Source organism: Sphingobacterium sp. SYP-B4668, assembly GCF_027627455.1.
GTDB lineage: Bacteria > Bacteroidota > Bacteroidia > Sphingobacteriales > Sphingobacteriaceae > Sphingobacterium.
In genome coordinates this window covers 3,740,115-3,765,796 of sequence record NZ_CP115483.1, presented here as the reverse complement: position 1 = coordinate 3,765,796, position 25,682 = coordinate 3,740,115, and the positions used below count along the sequence as shown (strand labels likewise).

Annotated in this window: 23 protein-coding genes; 12 read left to right on the top strand and 11 right to left on the bottom strand. The window is 39.4% G+C overall.

Annotated elements, in window-relative coordinates; translation table 11 throughout:
• Window positions 1-32: 32 nt before the first annotated feature.
• Window positions 33-491 carry a type I restriction enzyme HsdR N-terminal domain-containing protein gene (locus OQ289_RS15495; RefSeq protein WP_270087764.1) on the bottom strand — a complete coding sequence of 153 codons (459 nt, stop codon included), beginning with the start codon at window positions 489-491 and terminating at the stop codon, window positions 33-35.
• An 88-nt stretch (window positions 492-579) separates the two neighbouring features.
• Between OQ289_RS15495 and holA the strand changes: the two genes are divergently transcribed.
• From holA to OQ289_RS15465, 6 genes are all read left to right on the top strand, one after another.
• Window positions 580-1,584 (top strand): DNA polymerase III subunit delta, encoded by a 1,005-nt coding sequence (gene holA, locus OQ289_RS15490; protein WP_270087763.1) that lies wholly within the window; start codon window positions 580-582, stop codon window positions 1,582-1,584.
• Window position 1,585: 1 nt separating this feature from the next.
• On the top strand, window positions 1,586-2,149 hold the full coding sequence (locus OQ289_RS15485; protein ID WP_270087762.1) for a hypothetical protein: 564 nt from the start codon (window positions 1,586-1,588) through the stop codon (window positions 2,147-2,149).
• A gap of 149 nt (window positions 2,150-2,298) precedes the next feature.
• Window positions 2,299-2,931, top strand: a complete 633-nt coding sequence (locus OQ289_RS15480) for a TetR family transcriptional regulator (protein ID WP_270087761.1) — start codon at window positions 2,299-2,301, stop codon at window positions 2,929-2,931.
• Between the two features lie 85 nt (window positions 2,932-3,016).
• Entirely contained in the window at window positions 3,017-4,321 is a 1,305-nt protein-coding gene (locus OQ289_RS15475; protein ID WP_270087760.1) for a TolC family protein, read from the top strand.
• A 5-nt stretch (window positions 4,322-4,326) separates the two neighbouring features.
• Window positions 4,327-5,418, top strand: coding sequence for an HlyD family secretion protein (locus tag OQ289_RS15470; protein WP_270087759.1), 1,092 nt, complete (start codon window positions 4,327-4,329; stop codon window positions 5,416-5,418).
• A 2-nt stretch (window positions 5,419-5,420) separates the two neighbouring features.
• Entirely contained in the window at window positions 5,421-7,001 is a 1,581-nt protein-coding gene (locus OQ289_RS15465) for an MDR family MFS transporter (RefSeq protein WP_270087758.1), read from the top strand.
• 324 nt (window positions 7,002-7,325) lie between these two features.
• On the opposite strand, the gene OQ289_RS15460 is transcribed toward OQ289_RS15465, so the two are convergent.
• The 4 genes from OQ289_RS15460 to OQ289_RS15445 all read right to left on the bottom strand — a co-directional run bounded on the left by OQ289_RS15460 (window position 7,326) and on the right by OQ289_RS15445 (window position 14,906).
• Window positions 7,326-8,951, bottom strand: a complete 1,626-nt coding sequence (locus OQ289_RS15460) for an ABC-F family ATP-binding cassette domain-containing protein (protein WP_033563105.1) — start codon at window positions 8,949-8,951, stop codon at window positions 7,326-7,328.
• 517 nt (window positions 8,952-9,468) lie between these two features.
• Window positions 9,469-10,533 carry a lipase family protein gene (locus OQ289_RS15455; RefSeq protein ID WP_270087757.1) on the bottom strand — a complete coding sequence of 355 codons (1,065 nt, stop codon included), beginning with the start codon at window positions 10,531-10,533 and terminating at the stop codon, window positions 9,469-9,471.
• A gap of 104 nt (window positions 10,534-10,637) precedes the next feature.
• Window positions 10,638-13,676: an SbcC/MukB-like Walker B domain-containing protein gene (locus OQ289_RS15450; RefSeq protein WP_270087756.1), complete on the bottom strand. Its 3,039-nt coding sequence runs from the start codon at window positions 13,674-13,676 to the stop codon at window positions 10,638-10,640.
• A gap of 3 nt (window positions 13,677-13,679) precedes the next feature.
• On the bottom strand, window positions 13,680-14,906 hold the full coding sequence (locus OQ289_RS15445; RefSeq protein WP_270087755.1) for a metallophosphoesterase family protein: 1,227 nt from the start codon (window positions 14,904-14,906) through the stop codon (window positions 13,680-13,682).
• A 313-nt stretch (window positions 14,907-15,219) separates the two neighbouring features.
• Here OQ289_RS15445 and OQ289_RS15440 point away from each other — a divergent pair, with 313 nt between their 5' ends.
• A complete protein-coding gene (locus tag OQ289_RS15440; protein ID WP_270087754.1) occupies window positions 15,220-15,951 on the top strand; it encodes a hypothetical protein in 732 nt (243 codons plus the stop codon).
• A 106-nt stretch (window positions 15,952-16,057) separates the two neighbouring features.
• Here OQ289_RS15440 and OQ289_RS15435 read toward each other — a convergent pair whose 3' ends face one another.
• Window positions 16,058-16,369 (bottom strand): SelT/SelW/SelH family protein, encoded by a 312-nt coding sequence (locus tag OQ289_RS15435; protein ID WP_270087753.1) that lies wholly within the window; start codon window positions 16,367-16,369, stop codon window positions 16,058-16,060.
• Between the two features lie 99 nt (window positions 16,370-16,468).
• Here OQ289_RS15435 and OQ289_RS15430 point away from each other — a divergent pair, with 99 nt between their 5' ends.
• A complete protein-coding gene (locus OQ289_RS15430; RefSeq protein ID WP_270087752.1) occupies window positions 16,469-17,287 on the top strand; it encodes an alpha/beta hydrolase in 819 nt (272 codons plus the stop codon).
• Window positions 17,288-17,397: 110 nt separating this feature from the next.
• Here the strand turns inward: OQ289_RS15430 and OQ289_RS15425 are convergent, their stop codons facing one another.
• Window positions 17,398-17,811, bottom strand: coding sequence for a c-type cytochrome (locus OQ289_RS15425; protein ID WP_270087751.1), 414 nt, complete (start codon window positions 17,809-17,811; stop codon window positions 17,398-17,400).
• Window positions 17,812-17,946: 135 nt separating this feature from the next.
• Between OQ289_RS15425 and OQ289_RS15420 the strand changes: the two genes are divergently transcribed.
• Both OQ289_RS15420 and OQ289_RS15415 read left to right on the top strand, forming a co-directional pair.
• Window positions 17,947-18,642, top strand: a complete 696-nt coding sequence (locus OQ289_RS15420; RefSeq protein ID WP_270087750.1) for a prolyl oligopeptidase family serine peptidase — start codon at window positions 17,947-17,949, stop codon at window positions 18,640-18,642.
• Between the two features lie 10 nt (window positions 18,643-18,652).
• Complete coding sequence (locus tag OQ289_RS15415; RefSeq protein ID WP_270087749.1) at window positions 18,653-19,744, top strand: PA0069 family radical SAM protein; 1,092 nt, start codon at window positions 18,653-18,655, stop codon at window positions 19,742-19,744.
• Between the two features lie 117 nt (window positions 19,745-19,861).
• Here OQ289_RS15415 and OQ289_RS15410 read toward each other — a convergent pair whose 3' ends face one another.
• The 3 genes from OQ289_RS15410 to OQ289_RS15400 form a co-directional block, all read right to left on the bottom strand.
• On the bottom strand, window positions 19,862-20,299 hold the full coding sequence (locus OQ289_RS15410) for a nuclear transport factor 2 family protein (RefSeq protein ID WP_270087748.1): 438 nt from the start codon (window positions 20,297-20,299) through the stop codon (window positions 19,862-19,864).
• Between the two features lie 303 nt (window positions 20,300-20,602).
• A complete protein-coding gene (locus tag OQ289_RS15405; protein ID WP_033563096.1) occupies window positions 20,603-21,007 on the bottom strand; it encodes a DUF5606 family protein in 405 nt (134 codons plus the stop codon).
• Window positions 21,008-21,031: 24 nt separating this feature from the next.
• Entirely contained in the window at window positions 21,032-21,490 is a 459-nt protein-coding gene (locus tag OQ289_RS15400) for a peptidylprolyl isomerase (protein WP_033563095.1), read from the bottom strand.
• A 153-nt stretch (window positions 21,491-21,643) separates the two neighbouring features.
• Here OQ289_RS15400 and radC point away from each other — a divergent pair, with 153 nt between their 5' ends.
• Together radC and OQ289_RS15390 are read left to right on the top strand one after the other, a co-directional pair.
• A complete protein-coding gene (gene radC / locus OQ289_RS15395) occupies window positions 21,644-22,333 on the top strand; it encodes a RadC family protein (RefSeq protein WP_270087747.1) in 690 nt (229 codons plus the stop codon).
• Window positions 22,334-22,346: 13 nt separating this feature from the next.
• Entirely contained in the window at window positions 22,347-23,093 is a 747-nt protein-coding gene (locus tag OQ289_RS15390) for a class I SAM-dependent methyltransferase (protein ID WP_270087746.1), read from the top strand.
• Between the two features lie 181 nt (window positions 23,094-23,274).
• Here the strand turns inward: OQ289_RS15390 and bglX are convergent, their stop codons facing one another.
• Window positions 23,275-25,569, bottom strand: a complete 2,295-nt coding sequence (gene bglX / locus OQ289_RS15385; protein WP_270087745.1) for a beta-glucosidase BglX — start codon at window positions 25,567-25,569, stop codon at window positions 23,275-23,277.
• Window positions 25,570-25,682 lie beyond the last annotated feature (113 nt).

The following is a 25,682-nucleotide window of genomic DNA, read 5'->3' as shown; positions in this document are numbered from 1 at the left end:
TTGCGCATGTTTTACATGTAGCAAACAATACTTCAGGAGACGTCATAGTCTGGCAATTCCTTTAAAAACTCATAAGAATGTGAATCAAATGAGATTTTACAATAAAAATGTTCTAAACCATTGCTTACCAATAATAACGGAATTTGATGGATGGTATTGTAGTTGGCGATTTGCTCAAATACGGCTTGTGTAATTTTTACGTTGGGCGCCTTGAATTCTGCTAGTATTATCTTTTTGCCCAAACTGTTGTATATGAGAAGGTCGCTTCTTTTTTGTAGGGTATTCAGCTTGAGACTTCCCTCAGTTTTCATTAACGACTTGGGGTACTTCTTTTGTTGGTGTAGATAATGTATCCAATGTTGTCTCACCCACTCCTCAGGAGTCAATACCAATCTTTTCTTGCGCAATTCATCGAAAATAAAGACAGTCTCATTTTCCTTGGTCAATTTCGCGGGATATGGGGGCAAGTTTAACTGGATAGGCGTAAACATATACAAAGATAAGAAAACTCCTGAACATAGTGAATTTGATAAAAAACTGTACTGTCTCCTGTACTAATAAATTGTATTTTTGTAGAACATGAATGTAAATCCTATTCTTTCAGACATCAGGAATAAAAAGCTCAAACCTATCTACTTGCTACATGGGGAAGAGCCCTATTTTATTGATTTGATCAGCGATGCTATCGAGAATAATGTACTAGATGACGCCCAAAAGGGGTTTGATCAGACGATTCTTTATGGGAAAGATGCTGATATCGTCACTATGGTAAATGCTGCCAAACGCTATCCTATGTTAAGCGATTATCAAGTGATTATTGTCAAGGAAGCGCAAGATCTAAAATGGAAACAAGGAGAGGAGCTCTTGCAACAATATGTGGAGCACGTAACACCTAGTACTATACTCGTATTGAACTATAAGTATGGTAAGTTTGATAAACGAAAAAAATTATACAAGCTTATTGAAAAGGTTGGCGAGGTTGTTGAATCCAGTAAATTGTACGAGGATAAGATAGGAGCGTGGATTAATGGGTATGTTAAGGATAAGGGGTGGAATATACATCCTCAGGCTGCAGCAATGATGGCAGAATATTTGGGGACAGATTTATCCAAAATATCCAATGAGTTAGATAAATTGATGCTCAATGTGCCCAAAACGCAGGAAATCGGCGCTATGGATATAGAGCGAAATATCGGAATATCCAAAGATTTTAATGTATTCGAATTGAATACGGCACTTGCTAAGCGGAATGCACTAAAAGCTTATCAAATTGTTGATTATTTTGCTGCCAATCCTAAAAATAATCCGCTCGTGGTGGTATTAGGTGCTATGGGAGGGTATTTTACAAAGATATTGAAATATCATTACCTCACAGACAAGTCTTCTGCAGCGAAGGAACTAGGCATTCATCCGTTTTTTTTGAAGGAGTACGAATTGGCCGCGCGAAACTATAATCGCAGAAAAACATTTGACATTATCAATTGTCTCAAGAATGCTGATTTATGCTCGAAAGGTATGAACGTTGGTAGCAATACGTCGACAGAGGACGTATTGAGAGAGATGGTTTTCAAAATTTTAAATTAAGATGAATAAGAGATTTCTTTTGCTATTGGTTTGCACTTTTTTTGTCGTCTATGCCGCTTCAGCACAATCTTCCTTATACACGGTGCTACAAGGAGGTGGTACTTTTGGGTTTAGTAACGAAGGCTATAAAGGTGCATTTAATGGTTACTCGCTTCATTTTATTATGGGCAAGAATTTTAACCAAAAGGCTTATCTTGGCTTAGGTGTGGGCAATGAGACCTTTAAAGGAGACTATCAAACAAATGATCCGCATAATGCCGATCAGCGTAGCTATCCATTCGAGACCAATACTTTTCCTATATTCATAGATGGTAGACTTCCTTTTGGGGTCGTTGGAGAGCAGTCTTCTATAGGACTGTTAGCCAATTTTGGCTATGCACCTAGTATTGCTCTGCGGTACCATCAAGGAGTTATGTTTAAAGGCGGCTTTTTTTACGTGCTTGACTTAGGTGGGGCCCCAAAGTTTACCGTTTCCGCTACATATGCTTATCAACAACTAAAAAAAAGAGCGATAGATTTTCAGCACCAAGCATTTAACGTCTCTGTGGGTATCCTACTGAATTAATCATATTAGGTTATTGAGAAAAAGGGCATCTCTATATTTTAGAGGTGCCCTTTTTCATTTCAATGTAAGGAGTTTTGAAAAAAAGTATTTAAACGTTTGTTTAAATTAAACGTTTGTTTAATTTTGTCCCGTAAAAAAATAATCGCGATATGGATATTAATGACAAGCAACTGGAAATACTGAATGTCGCCGAGAATCTATTTTCTATAAAGGGGTTTGATGGTACTTCAGTACGAGATATTGCCAGTGAGGCCAACGTAAATGTTGCGATGATTAATTACTACTTTGGTTCGAAGGAAGGATTGTTAGATACCTTGATTAATGTCAGGGTTGAAAATTTTAAAATGAATGCAGCCGTCCTTATTGGGATAGCATCTCCGCTGGAAAAGCTGGAGAAGATGATTGAGCTATACGTTAAATCCATGAATTCAAACCGGGGGTTATACCAGGTAATCGCTGTTGAATCAACTATTAAGCGAAAATTGCTTCTTTCCGAATCATTCAAGGAACTCAAATATCATAATCTTAAGGTCATTGAAGATATTGTCCAAGAGGGAGTGAACCAAGGAATATTTCAAGGTGGAAATAGTTGTATTCACATCCATGCGACACTAATGGGGACTTTTATGAATTTTCAAATGAACAGTTTATTTCTTAAAACAATGTTGGGATTGACTTCCGATGAAGAGTATTCCAATTACATCGAAAACGAGGTAGTTTGTTATTTACAAAAAAATATTAGAGCATTGCTCACCTATACATCTGACCCAAACAGTGTATAAAAAGAGGGAGCACCCAAAAAGTAGATGAAGCTGAGCTGTTGAATAACGGAAGTGCTCATCAACTATCAAAAGAAAATCAAAGTAGATGAAATACAAATTACTAGGGCTAGGCACACTTATGTTGTTTACCCATTTGGTAGGCCATTCGCAAGAAAGGCGGAAGATTGCATTGGAAGAAATCATTCGCTTGGCCAGTACGCAGAGTACAGAGGCGCGTTTGTCTGACACTAAAATTGAAAGTCGCAGACTGGAAGTAAAGTCTGCAAAGAACAGTCAACTTCCAGAGGCGCAAATCAGTGGTCAATACATGTTGATGACTACTCCGGATATCAATTTTAAGATACCGCTAAGCGAATCTGGCGAGGCTCCAGATATTAAAGCCAACCAGTTGATACTGGGAAGGGCGACGGTCAATATGCCAATTTATACTGGGGGGAAAATCATGGAGAGCATACACGCTTCTGAAAATGCTCTTAAAGCTGAGCAATGGACTGCACAGGCTACTAAAGAACAACTAGCTAAAAGAGCATTGTCCCTGTATCTTAATCTGTACAAAGCCCAGCAGACCACTTTGCTTATCGAAGAGAATATCAAGCGGGCCACTCAGCGTGTGATGGACTTTAAGGCGATGGAGACTAATGGTGTGATAGCACGAAATGATTTATTAAAAGCGGAATTACAACTATCCAATTATTTAGTGGCTCAGCAGGAAGCGCGGAAAAACGTGAAGGTGATGAATTATCAGTTAGTCAATTTTTTGAAATTGGAAGATGGAACTGAATTTGACCGAGTAGACCTAGCGGAGATAAATTCCCCTATTTTGCCCGCCTCCGAGGACAATGCGATTACACATCGTTCGGATTTGAAGGCCGTAGAAGCACAGCACGACGTTGCACTCAATCATGTAAAAATCATACAGGCTGCCAATTATCCCACGCTGTTTGCGACAGGCGGTTATACAGCTATGGACGTTAAAAATGTCATTACGGTTAAAAACGCGATGAACATTGGAGTAGGAGTGTCTTATAACTTGAGCGCATTGTACAAAAATAAGCGTGATGTAAATGTAGCCAGAAACAGGGTGCGCGAGGTGGAGGATAATATGAGGCTACTAAATGATCAAATAAAGGTCGAGGTGCAACAGGCCAATGAAAATTACAAATTAGCTAAGGCACAGGATATGGTGTATGGGGAGGCCGTGAACCAAGCGAATGAAAACTTTAGGATCGTAAAAGATAAGTATGATAATGGGGTAGCTGATACCGATGATTTATTGGAAGCAGATGTACAACAGTTACAAAGCAGAATCAACCAAGCTATTGGTAAGGCGAATACGGTCGAGAGGTACTATGATCTGCTTTTTACCAATGGTCAACTAATTCAGAAATAATAGTTATGGAAAATAATAAAGAAGTCAAAAAATCAAACAAGAAGTTTGTCATCATTCTAACGGCTCTAGTCGTTTTGGGTGGAGGCTATGGTACTTACAAATACATTCATGGTCAGGCGCATGAACGTACGGATGATGCCCAAGTGGATAAAAATATGAATCCAATCATTTCTCGTGTAGGTGGGTATGTATCCAAGGTGTTTGTTCATGACAATGATATAGTGAAGAAGGGAGACACGTTATTTACTATCGAACCTCAAGATTTTATGGTAAAGGTGCAGGAAGCGCAGGCTGCATTGCTTGCGGCTGAGAGTTCTTTGGAGGTTTCAAAGGCAGATGTGTTTGCTTCTTCAGCAAATGTTGCCATATCGGATGCGAGTATTAAATCTAGCGTTGGTAGCGTGGATGCTGCTGAGATACGCGCAGAGCAGGCCAATAATGATTTTGCTCGCTATGAGAATCTATACAAAAATCATTCTATTACTAAGCAGCAATATGAACAGGCATTGACGGCTAAATTGGAAGCCGAAAAGCAAGTTGAAATCTTACAGGAACAGCGCAACGCCAGTACTTCGCAACGTCATGCTGTGATCAGTAAGACAACTGTGGCTTCTAAGCAAACTTCCGTAGCTCAAGCAAATATAGGGCGGGCTAAAGCGGTGTTGGATGCAGCAAAGCTAAATTTGTCATATGCAGCGGTATTGGCGTCCGTAGACGGTCAGGTATCAAATATCAAAATACAACCTGGTCAGATGATTAATCCAGGTCAATCCTTGTTCTATATAGTTGATAATACGGAAACGTGGGTGGTTGCAAATTTTAAAGAAACGCAATTGAATAAAATGCGCACAGGGCAGCTTGTGAGCATTAGGGTGGATGCTTTTCCAGATATGGAATTTGAAGGGGAGATTAACTCGTTCTCTCCGGCTACGGGTTCGCGCTTCTCATTATTGCCCCCAGACAATGCTACTGGTAACTTTGTGAAAACGGTGCAACGTCTCCCTGTCAAGATTAAATTAACGGAGAAAAATCCAAAAGATAAAATAGCATTGCTGCGTCCGGGGTTGAATGCAGATGTGGATGTTCATGTACAATAGTTATGGAAATAATACAGCAGGATAGTCTGGTTGAATATGGTTTCCGTCGCGTAGTCATTACCATAACAGCCGTGTTGTGTGCCTTATTGGAAATCGTGGATACCACCATTGTCAATGTTGCGCTGAATGACATGAAAGGTTCTTTGGGAGCAACCTTGACTGATGTGGCGTGGGTTATTACAGCATATGCTATCGCTAATGTAATTGTCATTCCTATGACCAGTTGGTTGTCGCAACAGTTTGGGAGACGGAATTATTTTGCAGCTTCTATCATTCTCTTTACGGTCGCTTCTTTTTTGTGCGGTAATGCAACCAATATCTGGGAATTAGTATTTTTTAGATTTATTCAAGGGATGGGGGGCGGGGCTCTATTAGTGACCGCACAAACGATTATCACTGAGAGTTATCCACCGGAAAAAAGAAGTATGGCGCAGGCTATTTATGGTATGGGGGTCATTGTTGGGCCAACTTTGGGGCCGCCGTTGGGAGGATATATTGTGGATGAATACTCTTGGCCTTATATCTTTTATATTAATGTACCTTTGGGAATTATTGCAACTCTTTTGACGCTTTCTTTTGTTAGAAGTCCGAAGTATGGCAAAAAGCAGTCAGCTAGTGAAGTGGATTGGTGGGGCGTGGTATTTTTGATCATGTTTATTGGGTCCTTGCAATATGTATTGGAGCATGGCCAACAAGATGATTGGTTTGAGAACAATACGATTCTGACATTGTCGGTGCTGTCTTTCTTTGGCCTGTTTTTCTTCATCTGGCGTGAGTTGACCTATAAAAATCCGATTGTTAATCTTCGGGTATTGAAGGATAAGAATTTACAAGTGGGGACAATCATGAGTTTTATATTAGGGTTTGGATTGTTTGGCTCCACCTTTATTATTCCGATATACACTCAATCGATTCTAGGTTGGTCCGCTACGGATGCTGGATTACTGTTGATTCCTAGTTCTATAATGACCGGATTGATGATGCCATTTATTGGTAAGATGATTCAAGCTGGTGTACCACAGAAATATATGGTGGCTCTGGGGTTGTGTATCTTTTTTGGCTTTTCATTTTTCATGTATGGTATCTTGACTAATGATACAGGCTCTGAGCATATGTTTTGGCCTTTGATTGTTCGTGGGGTAGGTTTGGGATTACTATTCGTGCCTGTGATGACCTTGTCACTGTCAACTTTACAGGGAAAATCTATAGGAGAGGGGGCTGCCTTCACAGGGATGATGCGTCAATTGGGTGGGTCATTTGGTATTGCACTGATTACTACCTTTATCTCTAGAGATTCACAAAAGCACCGGGTTAACCTGATTTCGCATTTGGACGCTACTAGTTTTGAGGTTCAACAACGGGTGGAGCAGATGCAAATGAATTTCATGTCGAAGGGATTCAGTTCTAATGAGGCACTTGCTAAGGCCCATCAGCTTTTAGATCTTTCGGTTACAAAGCAGGCGGCAGTACTCTCTTACATGGATGTATTTTTGTATCTAGGATTGGTATTTCTCATATGTGTCCCATTTGTACTGACCATTAAACAGGGCAAAAACAAAATTGATATGTCCAGCGTCCATTGATTAATATAAAAAGGTCCTTCCTCGGAGAGAGGAAGTCCTTTTCTCTGAATAAACCAATTATGGGGAGCCCCTTAAGTGTTAAAGAATAATTTTTAGAGTAATGATAATTTAATCATTATAAAGTCTATAGAATAAGTAGTCAAATATATTTCAATAATCTAATTTCTGCAAGTTTTATCTTTGTAATGATTTTAATGTGTTGTATATCAGTTGTTTTAAATTCGTGTTATTATCGAGTGACGATATTTTAAATATCATTTTGTTAAAAAAAAAGCACAAAAAAACACCTTATGGAGATAAGGTGTTTTTTCGTCAATGGTTGTATTAACTATACATTTCAGCACGTTGTGCTTGTACGACTTCGCTATTGATATATTCGTCATAGGTCATTAACTTATCGATAATACCTTTTGGTGTAAGTTCGATAATGCGATTGGCCACTGTCTCTGTCAATTCGTGGTCACGAGAGGTGAAGAGCATTGAACCTTTGAAATCTTTCATTCCATTGTTGAGTGCGGTAATAGACTCTAAGTCCAAGTGATTGGTCGGTTCATCGAAAATTAGGAAGTTGGCTCCCTGAAGCATCATCCTAGAGAACATGCAGCGCATTTTTTCACCTCCAGATAAAACAGAAGCTTTTTTGAGAACCTCTTCTCCCGAGAAAAGCATCTTGCCTAAAAAGCCGCGTAAGAATTGTTCGTCAGCTTCTGGATTTGTAGTATATTCTCTTAACCAATCAACTAGATTTTCAGTTCTTCCTTCGAAGAATTCGGCGTTTTCGATAGGCATATCTGCTGGAGTAATCGTAATACCCCATTTGAACTCACCTTGAAAATCCTTATCGCGTCCTGTTATAACGTCGTAGAAGGCTGACGTTATAAGAGAGTTGCGCCCGAGAACGGCAATTTTATCTCCTTTGTTGATCATGAAATTGATATCCTTAAAGAACACCTCACCAGCAACTGTCTTTCCTAACCCTTCAACGGATAATGTCTGATCTCCCGGCTCGCGGTTCATTTGATTAAACATAATGGCCGGGTATTTACGATTGGAGGCTTTGATTTCTTCTATATTAATCTTGTCAAGTGCTTTTTTACGAGAGGTAGCTTGTTTGGATTTGGAAGCATTAGCGGAGAAGCGGCGTATAAATTCTTGCAGCTCTTTAACTTTGTCTTCCATCTTTTTATTTTGATCGGTGCGTTGTTTTAATACCAACTGAGATGATTCGTACCAGAATGAGTAGTTACCGGTGTAGATAGTCATCTTGCTAAAGTCAATGTCTACGATGTGGGTACACACAGCATCAAGGAAGTGACGGTCGTGAGAGACTACAAGTACAATGGCTTCATAGCTAGCTAAGAAATCTTCTAACCAAGCGATGGTATTGATGTCCAAATCGTTGGTGGGCTCATCTAGAATAAGGATGTCAGGCTTTCCAAACAATGCCTGTGCCAATAAAACACGTACTTTTTGATTACCATCCAGCTCTTCTAAGAGCTTATAATGAAGCTCTTCGGAAATTCCAAGATTGCTAAGCAAAGTTGCGGCATTGCTTTCTGCATTCCATCCGTCCATTTCCGCAAATAAACTTTCCAGCTCGCCAGCTCTTTCTCCATCTGCATCCGTAAAGTCTTCTTTCATGTAGATGGCATCCTTTTCTTTCATTATTTTGTAAAGCTCCTGGTTGCCTATTAGAATGGTCTCGATAACGGAAAATTTATCAAACTCATAGTGATTTTGCTTTAATACTGACATTCTCTCCCCGGGAGTGAAAGCAACAGATCCCGTTGAAGGGTCTATCTCGCCTGAAACTATCTTTAAAAAGGTTGATTTTCCGGCACCGTTTGCACCAATTATACCGTAGCAATTTCCTGATGTAAACTTTAAATTGACATCTTCGAACAGCACACGCTTGCCGAAACGAAGAGAAAGATTGGACACATTAATCATGGCGCAAAGATACGGTTTATTTCCTGAAATATGGACAACAAAAAGAGGATAACCTGGTGTGGATTATGCTCTTGAATGGGACGGATGTACCATCCAATTTTATGGATTTTCTTCTGCAATTATACCAATCACATAATTGCACGACAAGGAAGTAATGGTACTATTTAGCTAGAAATATTTTGTTGTTGGCAAGACCGTCGTTTAAAGTTTGCAACATTTGAGGGGAAAAGAGTGCCGATGTAGTTGGTCAGGAAAGTAAGGGGTAGTATTTTTTATATTGTTGGACATGTCGAGCATGCCTAGTTTAGTAAGAAAAAACGAGGGAAGTAATACTGCTATAAAACACTGGAGCAGGTGGTAGCAAATATGAGAACAATTGCTACGACGAGCAAAATAGCGAAAGTAGTAAAAGGTGTTCTTTTCATGATTAGTTAGTTAAAAAATCAACAGTGCTTTATTCAGTTGCAAATATCGTACCTAAAATTGACTTTAGCTTTTGACTAAAGGGTTTAGGTCTCTATAGTTTATCTAATAAATAGAGGTATGATTGAAGACTATGATGCATAAATGGTTTGTTGATGTCCATAGGATATTGTGTTAGATAAGCACTATCAGCCTTGAGAACAATATGATGTCCAGCACGGCTATAGTTGGATGACGGATAATAAGTGGGTTCCGAAATCGTTGGATATTTTTTCTTAAGAAATTCGAATACTTTGTGTCCCAGCAACTTTTCTATGTTTTTTTGACTTTTCTCAGTTGGCTTTTTTACCTTATTTAAATAGTGTTTGATAACTATTTTTTTTCCGAAAGATTGTTTCTTTATCGTAGCTTCTAGTTGTGGAAATGGATTTTGTTCATTAAAATCGTCCAATTTTTGGACAGTGAATGGAGTCTCAGGTACCCAATCTAAACCATTTACCACATTGTAGGCCCAGCCCATCTGAGTAGCGGCTTCATATTCGTATGCATAGTAGAGGTTTCCGACTTTAGGTGCCGCAGAGCTGTAGGTCTTGAATTGTACATCATTTGCTATTTTTCCGATAGTTTTGAGGTGGAGTAAATGAGAGGTTAGTAGATAGGTTATAGCTCCGCCCTGGCTATGTCCGGTAATATAAAAATCTCTAATTCCGGAACGATAGCAGGAGTCTATCTTTGGTAGAATATCTGCCGAGAGGTAGCCTGTGCAGAAGGTCCATCCGACATGGACTGCGGCCCGAGGATTGTCCGAGAAATTGTATTCGAAAGATTGGACAGAATCAAGTTGAAGTACACCCTTAGCTGGAATCATTGCTGCAAAAAAATTGGCCAACCAACTCTCAGGACTAGATGTCGTACCCCGAATTCCGATGATAGCTTGTTTTTTTTCTTCATTGGTCCAAAGCCACCATTTATTCTCGAATCCCATGACTGGTGAGGTGTACTTGAGGGCGAAATACGGGTCTGATGCTCCATTGGATAGATTTTCCATCAATGAAAGCATAGTCTTGTATTCGTCCTTTTCAAACCCTGGGTGTAGGGACTGGGCGCTAGCCGTAGTAACTGCGAATACAAAAAAAGATAGTAGGATGAAACGTTTCATGGATGAAAAATGTGATATTTTGTAGTGTATTGAATATTTACGCTTAATTAAACTAATTGTTTGATGTTTTTAGGATACATATAATCATTATCATAAACCCATTTTTAAGAACTTAGTTTTAGAATACTGCCTTTTTCTAAATCTTTTACAACTGTTATAGATATCGGAATTCTTTCTTTTAATTCTTCTACATGTGAAATAATGCCTACGATTCGATTTTCTTTGTTGAGGTATTGAAGGGTTTCGAATACAGTATTCATGCTTTCTGCATCTTGAGTTCCAAAGCCCTCGTCTATAAAGAAGAAATTTTTGTCTGCTTTATTTAGGGATTGGATATTTTCAGCCAAGGCCAGCGCAAGGCAGAGAGAAGCTTGAAACCCCTGTCCCCCGGAAAGCGTTTTTACAGAACGGTGGTACCCATTGTTGAGATAGTCAATTACTTCAAATTCGTTTGCTTCATTGATAATCAAGCTCAATTGGTTTTTGGTCAATCTGTGGAATCTCTGATTGGCAATGTCGCAAAGTCTTTGTAAATGTATGCTGGATACATAATTGACAAACCCTGATCCTTTAAACATATTGTCCAATGTCCTAAGATTGTTTTTTCTCTGGTTTAACTGTTCGTATTGCTCTAGAAGCTTGCCTTTTTTTGCGAATTCGTCTTCAAGGCGTCGCAGTTCCTGCTCAAGTGCTCCATATTTAGCAATCTGTTGCTCGAGATCCAGCTTCGTGTTTTCGAGATTTGCTGCTGTCTCGTCATACATGTGTTCATTAAACACTTGATTTATGCAAGCTTGTTCAAGCTCGTGAATCTGTTTTTGCAGGGTTTCATATTCGATATGAAATTCTTTAATCGCTCTTCTATTATCCTGTATTGGCAGATTTTTATGGAGCACTATTTGAATTGCAGCCATTCCAGGAGCATGATGTGACTCTATTCGTTCTATCAGAATACCATTTAAATCATCTATTGAGGTTATTATTTTCTGGTAGTTTTCTAAAGATTCGCTGTGCTTCCCATTCAAAGCTGCCAATTGTGTCTGTAATTGATGTAGGCTTGTTTGTAGTTCTTGCTGTTGGTTGGTTATAGAACGTATGTGTTCTTCCAAACTTTGAATTTCGTTTTCGAGGGTAGGTGTGGGACGCTCTTTATATTGTTGGACATCCAATATTTGGATTTGGGCACTATGCTGTGCAATAATTCCTTGGATTACGGCTATCTGTCGTGCAAAATCGTTGAGTGTCTTTTCGAATTTAGAAATCTTTTGTTGGGACTCACCAAGCTGAACCCTTAAGGATTTAATCAATAATTCAACTTCCTTTATCTGAATTTCGCTCTGTCTTACTGTTGCTTTCTTTTTTTCAAATGATTCACGATTATCCCACTTGAAATCTTCCCAAGAGAATTGATTTTTGTGGTCAGCCAACGCTAGATTCAAGCTTTGCAGTTCTTTTGTTGCGGTTTCCAGTCTCGCCTTCCGTTCAAGATAGGACGTGCTCCACTGGGTCATTTGTTTAGAAAATGTTGCTAAGTGTTCCAGCTGCTTTTTAAGCGTTGCTTTAGTCGCTAAGATATCCGTTATTTGTTGACCAACATCTTGCAGGTGCATAGGTGCAGGATGTTCTAACGAACCGCAAAGTGGACAAGGATAATCGTTTTGTAGATTGTCTACAAAACGGCTGAGCTCTCTTTGTACTTCTAGTGCGGTTTCTTGTCTGTTTAGTTCGTCTAGTTCTGTATTAACACTCTGATTTTGGATAGCTAGCTCTGATTCCCACTTTTCGAGTGAGTATCTGTTCTTTTTGAAAGCTGTAGTCAGTTCTTCTTGTTGGAGCTTCAGATTGCTTATATTTGCTATGCAGGTAGTTTGGTCTCGTAATAGCACATCGTACTGCCTATACCAATTATCTATCTCTATTAATTCTGATGTGTCTATCTTTACTGATTTTAATTGTTCCAGTAGCTGCTCCTGTTCCTCGATATCTTCCTTGAGGACTAGTTCTTCTGCTTTCGTCTGCTCCAAAATTGGGGTACCCTTTGCCAACCGTGTCGTTAGTGTTGATTTTTCATCTTGCTGGAGATTAATCTGTATTAAATTCTTGAGGTCAGTAATTCTTGTTTTTTGAATATCAATAGCTTGGTATGCAATGTGGATTTTTTCATAAGCCAGTTCTTTCTCTTTTAAACTGGCCGCAGTTTGTTGTTTGTCTACTAATAGGTTTTGGATTTTCACCTCCTGTTGTGCTTGCTCTTTTTGTAGTACATCAATTTGCTGAATGGTATCCTTGAATAAGGTGACAAAATTTTCATATTCATCAAGCTCTTTTTCTAGACGGTCTATATCGGCTTTACGGCTTGACAAATTACCAAAGAGCTGTTGCTTTTCGACGAGATTTTGACGGTTGGATTTCGCTTCTGTGAGTAATCGATACTGGTGTTCGAGATGTTGGTATTGGTCTTTTTTTTGCCTTAGTAGGCTATGTTCTTCCTGTAAGTTGATTTTTTTTAGTTGGAGTACATCTGTCGTAATTCCTTCGAATCCAGACAATACGCCCTGGAGATTCTCTATTTTACGGTTGTTCTCAATTTGCAAAGTAGAGACTTTGGGGCCAAGGTCATATTTGTCAAGGTTGAAAATTTCCTTCATCATATCCGAGCGGTCTTTTCCTTTGAGGTCAAGAAATTCCTTGAATTGTCCCTGTGGAATGATAATAGTTCGTTTGAAATTTTGATAAGTCAGATTAGTGATGGCGGATGCATCTACTGATTCAAGTGGTGTCCAACTGCCATTCTCCCATTCATATGCGACCCGCTCTATTGTGGAGGTCTGGTCAAATTTTTTGCGTCTTCTCCAATGTACGGTAAAGCGAAATTTACGGTTTTCGAAATTTAAGAAATCAAAGATAATAGTGGCTGAATCCGATTTGAGATTCAGCATATTGTAGCTTCTATTTTCCTTGCTGTTTAGCCTTTCGGTATTTCCGTACAATGCAAATCCGATAGCTTCCAAAATTGAAGATTTACCCGATCCAACACTTCCAAATATACCAAAGAGTCCAGCTTCTGTCAGCTTGGTGAAATCTACCTCTTGCTTAGCTTGGTAGGAATATAGGCCCTCTATACTTAAAAATAATGGCAGCATGTCTTAATCTTCTGATTCATTGGTGTTGTGCAAAACTTCGTTGAATAACGAAAACAATTCTTTATTGACCTCTTGTCCATATTTCGATTTAAAATAATCTTTGAAAAGGTCCTCTATATCCTGTTCCAGATTGATATGTTGTGCCGAAGCCAGCAACATCTCCTGCTGTTTGACAATGGGAATAATGTGAATGATACCATCATGGGCAGCATGTATTCGCTTAAGGTCTTGAGAGGAAATAAAAGTGTCACTGAGGAGAGTCAATTCTACCAATGCGTTTGGATGCGATTGCAGCCACATCACGGCTTCATCTATCTGTTCGAATCGCTTACGGTATAGCCGACGTCCTGATTGTAGTGTTCGTGACTTTATTTGAACTTGACGATTTGCTTCGGCTTCAATTATAACCACTTTTTTTTCCTGTCCGGCTTCTGAAAAGGAATACGCTAGGGGACTACCGCTGTAAATAACAGGTGCATGGTGTCCACCGATATTTTGAAAACGGTGGAGGTGGCCCAGTGCGGTATATTGAATTTGCAAGGGGATTCCATCTGAATAGACAATGTCCGCATGGCCTATTTTTATTGGTTTCTCTCCATCGGGTTCTTCGAGGATGTCGCCTCCACGATTAAGCATGTAGAGGTGGGTGACAAGAAGATTCACACCATATTTGTCCGCATATTTGTCCGCTGACGTCCGCCAGTTGTTTTTTAGTACTTCATTTAATTGTTGTTCTTTTTCGGTGATGCCTAAATATTGCTTCAATCTAATTTCATTTGCAAATGGAGTAGTCAGGATACGGAGGGGAGTAGAATACTTTGGTAGCCTCAATTCTATAAAACCGAGGTCAGACTTTGTAATAGCAAAGCCATTTTCGACTTGAATGGGCTCAATGGTCGTATTAGGATAGCCCATGAATATGATGCCGCACTCTCGGGCAAGTGAATCTGGGGCATCAATTCGGTCAGGACTATCGTGATTGCCCGCAATGGCGAGGACTGGCCTTAAACCATTATTTGATAGTTTTTTTAGGGTTTTGTACAATAAATCTATTGCTTCAACAGGAGGGTTGAAGGCGTCGAAAAGGTCTCCAGCAACAATCACGGCATCTACCTGTTCTTCTTCAGCAATGTTACAGATTTCCTCTAGGACAGATTTCTGCTCTTCCATTCTAGAAAAGAAATCCAGTTTCTTTCCCAGATGCCAGTCTCCTGTGTGCAGTATTTTCATATATAAATAATTTTTTATAAGTGTGTGTTCATTTGTTATAAATGAACTTGTTACACTCGGTTACTTCTTGATTTGCACAGTAGTCAATCGGTTTTTCTGCGCTTACTTAACGAAGAGACCACCACATATGCTGAGTATATTTATTTGATCCTTAAGAGGATTGTTTTGAGCATCATTCTGGACTTCTTTAATCGATAGGCTAATATACCTTTAATCTCGATAAGGTCGAAATCGTGCTGATTGGATTATTTATGAAAAAATTCCAGAATCAACTCGATTTCAACTAGATTTGTCATTTACTATTAACTGCTTTATGAGAAAAATAATTTTACTTTTTATTCTAGTTGTGTGGAGTGTGGCTTCCTATGCCCAAAAACTAATGGATGTGGTATATCTTAAGAATGGTTCAATCATAAGGGGGATAATCATCGAACAGGTACCCAATCAGAGTATCAAGATTGAGACGCTGGACAAAAGCAGTATCATCGCATTAAAAATAGACGAAATAGAGAAGATTACAAAAGAGGAAAATGTAAAACCTGTCAAATCAAATGCGAGAGAGAAAGCACCACGGTTTAACGGACTGCAGGCGGGCTTCAATTTGGAACCTAACGTTATGTTGGGGGTGACCAATGATGAAGAGTTTTTCTTTTCGGCCACATTAACTGGAAATTATCAAATCAATCCCAATATTGCACTGGGTGTAGGAAGTGGTATGCGGACGGTTCGTTTTGATCAGACTTATGTCCCGTTGTTCTTTCATTTTAGAGCAAATATATTGACCATGAAGTTAAGCCCATTTATTGACTTCAATACAGGGCATGCTTTTAAGGTAGAAGGGGATATCGATGGTGGTTTTATGTTCAACTCTACAGTTGGACTTGCGGTAAGAACCGGGAAAAATCAGATTCGTGTAGGGCCATTTATAGATTTTCAACGTTATGCACGGGGCGATAGGTATAATGATCAATATGATGATTTTTATCTTGAACCTTTTAGTAGTACGTTGTTCTCGACAGGAGTAAGATTTGGAGCTTCTTTCTAATGAAATTTTTAAAATGCGTATTGACCACATCGGCTTATACGCATTTTAAAAATTTAGATGTAGATTTCCATCCGACATCCTCACTTATTTTGAGATAGACTACTAGTTAATTAGAGTTGTTTTCGTTTAGATCTGTTGTTTTCTTATCCGAATGACCTAAATTTTTTCCCACCGCTACTAGGTCTCTTACCAATTGTTTTAATTCTTTTACTTCTGGAAATCTTTCCATTCGCTTTCGGTCAAAAATCGCCATATTGTCTACACTGACAGTATAGCGTCCTGAAACCTCACTCGGCTTCAATGTAACACCATTGATATCTTCCGTAAACGTGGTGAGCAATTCTTGCGCCATATAAGCTGCTCGGAGCATCCAGCCGCATTTGGGACAATATTCTATCGTAATGGTCGGTTTTGTCATTAGTCGCATTTTATCTATCTAATTTAGATATTAAATAAGGAAGTCTAGCGTTTTTTTGTATTTTTAGATTTACTATCACATCTAATTATATCACAAATCATGAAGTACTATATCCTGTTGTGTTACTTTTTGTTTGCACTATCCGGCACTGTGTTTGGCCAGTATGAAACAAAATCGAATATATCTTATTACGAACACCAAAATGAAACGCAATCCACCGCATATACCCGCTGTAAATTAGATGTGTACTATCCAACTGTTGAAAAAGACTATGCGACTATCATTTGGTTTCATGGTGGTGGTTTGACCGGAGGAAATAAAGAGATACCCCAGGCGCTTAAAGCACAGGGTGTGGCGGTAGTGGGGGTGGGGTATCGGTTATCTCCAGATGCCAAGGTCGAAGAGATTATCGAAGATGCTGCTGCAGCCATTGCTTGGGTAAGGAAGCATATTGGCGAGTATGGTGGTTCGGAGAAACTAATTTTTGTATCTGGACATTCCGCAGGTGGATATCTAGGTATGATGACGGTTTTAGATAAGCGTTATTTACAGAAATTTGGTATAAATTCCGACGAAATTGCAGGTCTAATCCCTTTCAGTGGACAGGCCATCACACATTTTACAAAGCGTAAAGAAGTAGGGGTTGGAGAGACACAACCCACTATTGATCGGTTTTCACCTTTGTTTCATGTTAGAAAGGAGGCCCCTCCCATCTTGCTATTGACTGGAGACCGAGAGCTTGAGATGTTGGGTCGGTATGAGGAAAATGCTTATTTAGCTAGAATGTTAAAGATTGTTGGTCATGCTGAAACACGGTTGTTGGAGCTACAGGGATATGGGCATGATATGCAATTCCCTGCTTTTCCCTTGCTGTTGAAAGAGGTCAATAGTCGATCTGATAAAATTTTAAAACATTAAAGTAGACGAGAAGACTTGGGAGCTCCTCTCGTTACTTTAATGTATATTCGCTCGATGTTTTTAAAGAATATCTATTTGTATACCCATATAGCTATGGTGGCAAGATTTTTTTATTTGGAGACTAAATAAGGGTGTTCTTTACCGTTGTGACAGGTCATGCATGAAATTTGAGCAATCTGACCGGTTTTCTCGTCCCTATGTTTGAAATGTTTTTTGTTAATCTGCATGGTCATTTTCATCATCGATCGAGCTACTTCCTTATGTGGGTTTTCATCACTTGCAAAATCCATTCGTTTGGGGTCGGTAACGCTTTTTGCATGGCAGAAGTTGCATTTGACACCTAGAGCTACTTTAAATTCATCCATAACCTTGTCCAGTTCTTCATTGCTAATGTTTTTTGGCAATACTTTAAGGTTAGTTGCTTTTTTTTCCTGCGTTGGGTGTTGAGTTGGAATAAAGGCTAAGAGGGTTATTGCTGTTATGAAAACAGCAACTACAATTATTGTCTTTTTAAATCGTATCATATTGAGGTTTGTTTTGATTGTAATATTAATGTAAAAATAAACGATGCTATCTGTATTACGTTCGAAAAAAATCTATTTAGAACTTGTATTAATAATGTGCGAGAGTTTGTATTTTAGCAATCCAATATGATACATATGCAAACAGGAATTCGATCTGCTATTTCTTTATTATGTCTAATTGTTGTTACTGGTCTTTACTGCCATGCACAACCCACCCCAGTCACAGGAGAGACCGATTATCCTTTTATGATTCAACTGCCTAGTCAAGAGATTTTGGACAATAATCCACCGATTTTGGTTTTTCTGCATGGAAGGAGTTTGTCTGGTACCAATCTTAATCGTGTCACGAGATATGGCGTGTTGTATGCAATGGCAAAAGGACAACAAGTACCAGCAATTGTCATTGCTCCCCAGTCCAAAGGAGGGTGGGATCCTGATAAAGTAATGGAAGTAGTGGACTATACCATTGAAAAATACAAAGCAGACAGCTCGAGAGTGTATGTTGCAGGGATGAGTATGGGCGGGTATGGCACGATGGACGTTGCCGGAAAGTATCCGGATAGGGTCGCTGCTGCAGTTGCGATATGTGGAGGAGGAACATTGAGCTACGCCCAGAATCTAACAAAAGTACCTCTATGGATACAGCATGGCAATAAGGATAGGATTGTACCGATGTCAGAGTCCAAAAAAATTGTTAATGCTATAAAAAAGGCCGATCCTGATGCAGACGTCACACTCACCATTATTTCAGGCGGTAATCATGGCAGTGTAGAGCGACTCTTTCATGCAGATGATATTTACGACTGGATGTTTAAGCATGTGAAAGAATAGATGTATAAAAATGCTAATTATTTTAGTATTTTTATGCATGGAAAAGAATAACTATTTCAAGGGGCGGGGCGCGCAGATTAATCCACATAACAGATTCTTTCAAAATACGTACGTCCAAGAGCATATTGAAGGGCTTGACGAACCTTTTTTGGAAAGTGCGGATACGCAGCTTATTCCTACATATCCTAAATCTATCATCTCGACAACCGATAGTCCAGATTTACGTTTTTTGAGGTCAATTAATCCATATCAAGGTTGTGAACACGGCTGTATTTATTGCTATGCGCGCAATGCACATCAGTATTGGGGTTACAGCCCGGGACTAGATTTTGAGCGCAAGATATTAGTGAAGTATGATGCTGCGAATCTTTTGGAACGAGAATTTAATAAACCTCATTATATTCCGTCAACCATCATGTTATCTGGAAATACAGACTGCTACCAACCTATTGAGCGAAAGCTTAAAATCACCAGGTCCATTCTGGAGGTCATGTTAAAGTATAGACATCCTGTATCCATTATTAGTAAAAATGTGTTGATGATGCGGGACTTGGATATTATCCAGCAATTGGCCAAATTGAAGCTTATATCTGTGGCTGTAACCATTAATTCACTACGTGAAGAGGTGAGGCAGAAAATGGAACCTCGGACGGTGACAGCTCAAGCGAGGCTTGGACTGATAGCCTCGCTGTCGAAGATAAATGTACCCGTGATGCTGATGATTGCCCCGATAGTGCCAGGGATTAACAGTGAAGAGATGCCTGCTCTTATCAAAAGTGCGGCAGAGGTCGGGGCCAAATCTGCCAGTTATACTATTGTCCGGTTGAATGGTGCAATAGGTGACATATTTAAAGATTGGTTGGTGAAAAATTATCCAGATCGTGCAGAGAAGGTACTCCGCGGAATAACTGAATGCCATGGAGGTAAAATCAGCGATAGTGAATTCGGTAGAAGAATAAAGGGCGAGGGGAATTTAGCGGAAAGCATACGAGGTCTCTTTGCTCTTAGTGTAAAAAGACATATGGGGGAAGCAAATATGCCTAAACTACGGACCGATTTATTTTGTATTCCGAATAAAGGGAAGCAGCTAGGGCTTTTCTAGATGCGGTTCTCATCTATTCTCATAATAAATGTCCAAAATTTTTTGTTTTGGACATTTATTTTTTCCTGGTTGAATGTGTATAGATTTATTTTTTCTGTTTATCAATCTTTTATCTAATTATTTTTTAGGATAGGAAGTCACAACTTGGCTAACTTTCCATGTTTCCCCAACACTGCATATGGTCACATATTCCACTTTTGAGAAATTCTTGTATTGCAGCGTGATTTTGGCAATTGCGCAGTTATCGTTTTTTTCCAATATGCTATAATTGGTTTGGCAGTTTTGGATATACCCTTTTTGACTTTTTAGATATGTAATCAAATCTTGTCTTTTGTGGGTTTCGACTTTAGCTGGAGTGGATATCGTTTGGAAGAAATGATCGGTGAATAGATTTTCAATGCCTACAGTATTGCCTTGGGTTGTACTTTCAATGTAGCTATTGATTGCATCGTTCGCACTGTGATTTTTTAGAGGCTTCTTTTTTGGCGTAGCCCATGCGCTTGATGATATGGCTAAGCATAAGAATAAAGCTAGGGTCTTGATTAGATTTTTCATAGTATTAGATTTTTGGATGTTGTTGTTAATTGTTTGATTCAAAAGTAGGGTGCATAGCAATTTCATACCATAGTTATTGGGTGAGTCCTGTCGAAAACTCGGTAAACTATGGGAAGTAGTCGGTAGAAAATTAAGATAGGGTAGACTCTTGGGGCTTTAAGGGCAATATCTGGAGAGGAGGGGCTACATTAACATGTTTATTCCTGGAGAATAATCGGATTTATTTATTTTCTATAAATAAATAAATAAAGGCGATCTATGGACAATAGATCGCCTTTACAGCTCAGAGGTGCTTCAAATAGGCTATGCCAAGGGAGCCGGAGCTTCTTCTTCAAATAAGGGAAGTTCTTTGATGATGGTATACCAACTAATGATTTTTTTGATATCTGAGGTGTAAACCCTTGATTCGTCATGTCCAGGGGCCACTTCACGGAAAAATTCACGTAATGTATCACCACTTGCTTTCCCATCAGGTGTGTTGCTTCCTTTTGCCTTAATATTCTCGAAAACATCAAGTAATCTTATTTCTTCCTCTTCTCCATAAATGGTGATATCTTCCAAAGTCGCCATTTTAGTAGTAGACAGGTTTACAACCGATTTAATTTTCGCGTTGTCTAGTGTTTCTAGAATAAATCCACCTTTATTTTGTCCGATTAACTTGAATAATCCTGGTTTTCCTGTTACAGATACTAATGCTCTTAAATTCATTTTGATAGTGTTCGTTCTGAAAAATTAATCTTCAATTACTTCAATACTCAGAATGCGATCGCCTTGACGGATATCGTCTACAACATCAACATTCTCGATGACTTTACCAAAGCAGGTATGATTGCGGTCTAAATGTGCAGTATTGTTGCGGCTATGGCAGATGAAGAATTGTGAACCTCCAGTGTTGCGTCCCGCATGTGCCATGGAAAGGACTCCACGATCGTGGTATTGATTTTCTCCCGTAAGTTCACAGTCAATTTTATAGCCTGGACCACCAGTACCCGGGATTCCGGAAGCACCTTCTTTAGAATTAGGACATCCTCCCTGAATTACAAAATCAGGTAAAACGCGATGGAAAGCCAATCCATCATAATAGCCAGATTTAGCTAATTTTACAAAATTTGCAACTGTATTTGGAGCATCCGCTGTGTAAAATTGCACAGTCATGTCGCCTTTTTCTGTTTTAATAATCGCTTTACTCATATCAGTGATATATTTTTTGGATTACAAAGATAAGATTTTGTAGCGACTTGGAAAAGCGCAAAGAACTTCTTCTTGGATATTCGATTTTAAATATTTTAGAAGGAGAGAATTTTAAGGTATATTTATCTTTATTAATCGAAGTAAACCTGGATTATGAATAAGTTGGTTATAAAAGATTGGGCGGTGGCTGACCGCCCTCGTGAAAAATTGCTCGAGAAAGGAAGACGATTTCTTACGGATGCCGAGTTATTAGCTATATTAATTGGCTCGGGTTCGAGAGATGAAACCTCTGTCGAACTTTGCAAGCGGGTGCTTGCAGACCTAAATAATGATTTGACTTCCTTATCTCGAATGGAAATCCGAGACCTTTGTAAATATAAAGGAATAGGCGAGGCTAAGGCGATTTCCATTATCGCAGCGATGGAATTGGGTCGTCGAAGAAAAGACGTAGTGCAACCAGCCAAACCTGTTTTGAATAGCAGTAAGCGAGTTTATGATTTTTTTAGGTCTCAACTGCAAGATTTGATGCACGAGGAGTTCTGGGTATTGTATTTGACGAAAGGATGTAAGGTGCTAGAACAACAGTTAATAGGTAAGGGGGGGAATGACTTTACTCCTGTCGATGTTCGTAGTGTTCTTCGAAATGCGTTGACATGCGGTGCCTATTCCATTATTCTAATCCATAATCATCCATCTGGAACGTTGAAACCTAGTAAAGCGGATGAACAATTGACTAAGAAAATTGTCAATGGGGCGTCAATGATGGATATACATGTAAATGACCATATTATTTTTACGGATAATGGCTACTTTAGCTTTCGAGATGCTGGGTTACTAGATTAAAAGAATTAGACAAATGAAGAAATCCGTTGATAGATTTACAGATCGTGTAGTGGACTATGAAAAATATAGACCTAATTATCCCCACCAAATACTTAAGATCTTAAGCGAGACTATTGGATTCAACAAAGATTGGCTTGTAGCCGATATAGGAAGTGGTACGGGATTGTCTTCGAAATTGTTTGTTGACAATGGAAATAATATCTTTGGAGTCGAGCCAAACCGAGCTATGCGAGAAGCTTCAATTCATCATTTTAAAAAGAACAGGAATTTTATAGCAGTTAATGCGTCTGCAGAAGATACCAAGATAGATGAGGATTGTGTGGATTTGGTATTTGCGGGGCAGGCTTTTCATTGGTTTGATATGGAGCGATCGAAACTTGAGTTCAACCGTATTCTTAAAGACGACGGACATATTGTTTTGGTCTGGAATCAGCGAGATCCTGAAGATGCTTTTCAGAATGATTACGAAAACTTCCTCATGAAACATATACCTGAATATAAAACGGTGACGCAAAAAAATATTACCGACAATCAAATTGGAAAGTTTTTCGAACCGAGAACATTTCAGCGTATATCGATACAAAATGAACAGACTTTTGACCTCAAGGCTTTCTTTGGTAGGGCGAGATCTTCTTCCTATTTTCCGAACGAGGAGAGTACGAGTAAAAAACTCTTCCATGGTCTTAGTGCCCTTTTTGAGGAGTATGCTGTCGGAAATAAGCTGTTGTTCAAATATCAGACTGACTTATATATTGCGTAAGGTATCTCCGAATCTCCGTTTTTCGATTCGGGGTATCATAGGAAAAAAAAAGAAGCTGTCTAAAAAATGCCACTATGCTGGCCACATTGCATCTCTGTATAAAATGTCCTTGGTGAGGTAAATATGGGTCCTGACCAAGCCTAGAGGGACATCATGGACACCTTTAGACAGCCTCCAATTTTTATTTTTTTAACTCAAATTTTGAACTTAATACATCTCTAGAGTTCGTTCCGACGAATATTTCAAACTCGCCCGGTTCTGAAACAAATTCTAGATTTTCATTGTAGAACTTGAGATCAGCTTCTTTGATTTCAAACGTGATTGTCTTTTTCTCGCCAGCTTTGAAAGCCACTTTTTGAAAACCTTTTAGTTCTTTTACTGGGCGGGTCAAGGATCCTACGATATCACGTATGTACAATTGGACCACTTCTTCTCCGTCATACTTCCCCGTATTTTGCACTTCTACCTTTACTTGTAACGTTTCTGACGCTTGCAGTACGGCTGTGTTCAATTTCAAATTCTCATACTTAAATGTGGAGTAACTCAACCCATAGCCGAAAGGATAAAGAGGCTCATTGTCCACATCTAAATAATTAGATCTGAACTTCTCAAACCATTTGCCATTTGCCAATGGACGTCCGGTATTTTTAGCACCGTAATAAAGAGGGATTTGGCCTACATTTTTTGGGAATGTGGCTGGAAGCTTTCCTGAAGGATTTACGTCTCCAAAAAGTACATCAGCCACGGCTTTTCCTGTTTCTGTGCCACCAAACCAAGTATTTAGAATGGCAGGTACATTTTCCTGCTCCCAGGTCAATGTCAAGGGTCTGCCCGTAAAAAGAACCAGTACAATTGGTTTTCCTGTTTTCAATAGCGCTTTCAAAAGTCGTTGTTGATTTCCTGGGATTCCTATTTCAGTACGGCTTGAGCTCTCTCCACTCATTTCTGAGCTTTCACCTAGAGCTGCTATGATGGCATCTGTTCCTTCTGTAGCTTTTAATGCTTCAGCGATGAGCTCGTCTTCGCTACGATTATCCCTTGGTATAGTACGGCCAAACATTGTCGCGCGTTCCTGATAGATGGGGTCATCCAATAAGTTGCTGCCTAAAGCATAGTTAATCGCGACTTTTGTCCCCAATACCTCTTTCATTCCGGCCATTAGAGACTGTGTGTTGTTCAAGTCGGCACTAACGCTCCACGTTCCAGGCATGTTGGATCCAGAATTGGCCAACGGACCTATCAGCGCAATTTTTCCGGTTTTCGCTAATGGAAGTATTTGCTGTTCGTTTTTAAGTAATACAAATGATTTTCCAGCCACTTCTCTCGCCTTCGCAAGATGCGCAGGAGTCAGGATGTTATTTTTAGCACGATTTACATCACAGTATTTATAAGGATCTTCAAATAGGCCTAATTTATATTTAGTCTCTAATATCAGTCTACATGATCTATCGATATCGGCTTGGCTTACTTTTCCTTCGCTTAGTGATTTTTTCAATGTTGTCAAGTATCCTTCTCCCACCATATCCATATCTACTCCGGCCTTTAACGATAGCGCTGACACTTGTTGCAAATCTCCCAGACCGTGATCGATGAGTTCATTGATAGCCGTATAGTCTGTCACGACCATTCCTTGGAATCCCCATTGTTGACGTAGTACATCTGTCATTAGCCATTTATTGGCCGTAGCAGGCATCCCGTTGATATCATTGAAGGATGTCATTACAGTACCTGCGCCGGCGTCAATCGCTGCTTTGTATGGGGGGAAATATTCATTGTACATACGATGCAGGCTCATATCTGTGCTGTTATAATCTCTTCCAGCTTCAGAAGCTCCATATAGAGCAAAGTGTTTCACGCATGCCATCAGTGTATTATGTGCTGCTAGGTCATCACCTTGGTATCCTTTGACCATTTCTATCGCGATTCGAGACCCTAAATAAGGGTCTTCACCACTACCTTCGGAAAATCTTCCCCAACGTGGGTCTCTGGAGATATCTACCATCGGCGAAAAGGTCCAATTGATTCCATCTGCAGTTGCTTCGGTAGCTGCAATTTGAGCCGTTTGTCGGATAAGGTTCATATCCCATGAGGATGCCAAACCAATCGGTATTGGAAACATGGTTTTGTAGCCGTGTATCACGTCCATTCCAAAAATTAAAGGAATACCTAAACGTGAATGTTTGACGGCCAAATCTTGTGCGGCACGAATACGCTGTGGGCTAGTCATGCTGAATACACCACCAATAGCACCGGACTTGATCTTGGTCTCTACACCTGTACTCACTGTGCTACCGGTAGTAGCCTCACCTCCGGTCACAAGATTAAGTTGTCCTATTTTTTCCTCTATTGTCATTTTGGACATTAGTTCGGAAATAAAACTATCCATCTTTTGCTTATTCGGCTGCGCTGTAACGGCGCTCGTGACGTACAAAGTACATATTGAGAGCACCAGTCGACTGTATCTGCTTATATTCATATGTTGTAATCTGTTTTTTTTATGGATGTATGGAATATCTAAACCATATTATTAGCCAATTTTTATTTTGGCGGCTGTCCAATATGCTTCATTATCCCTTTCATTTGAGCAAC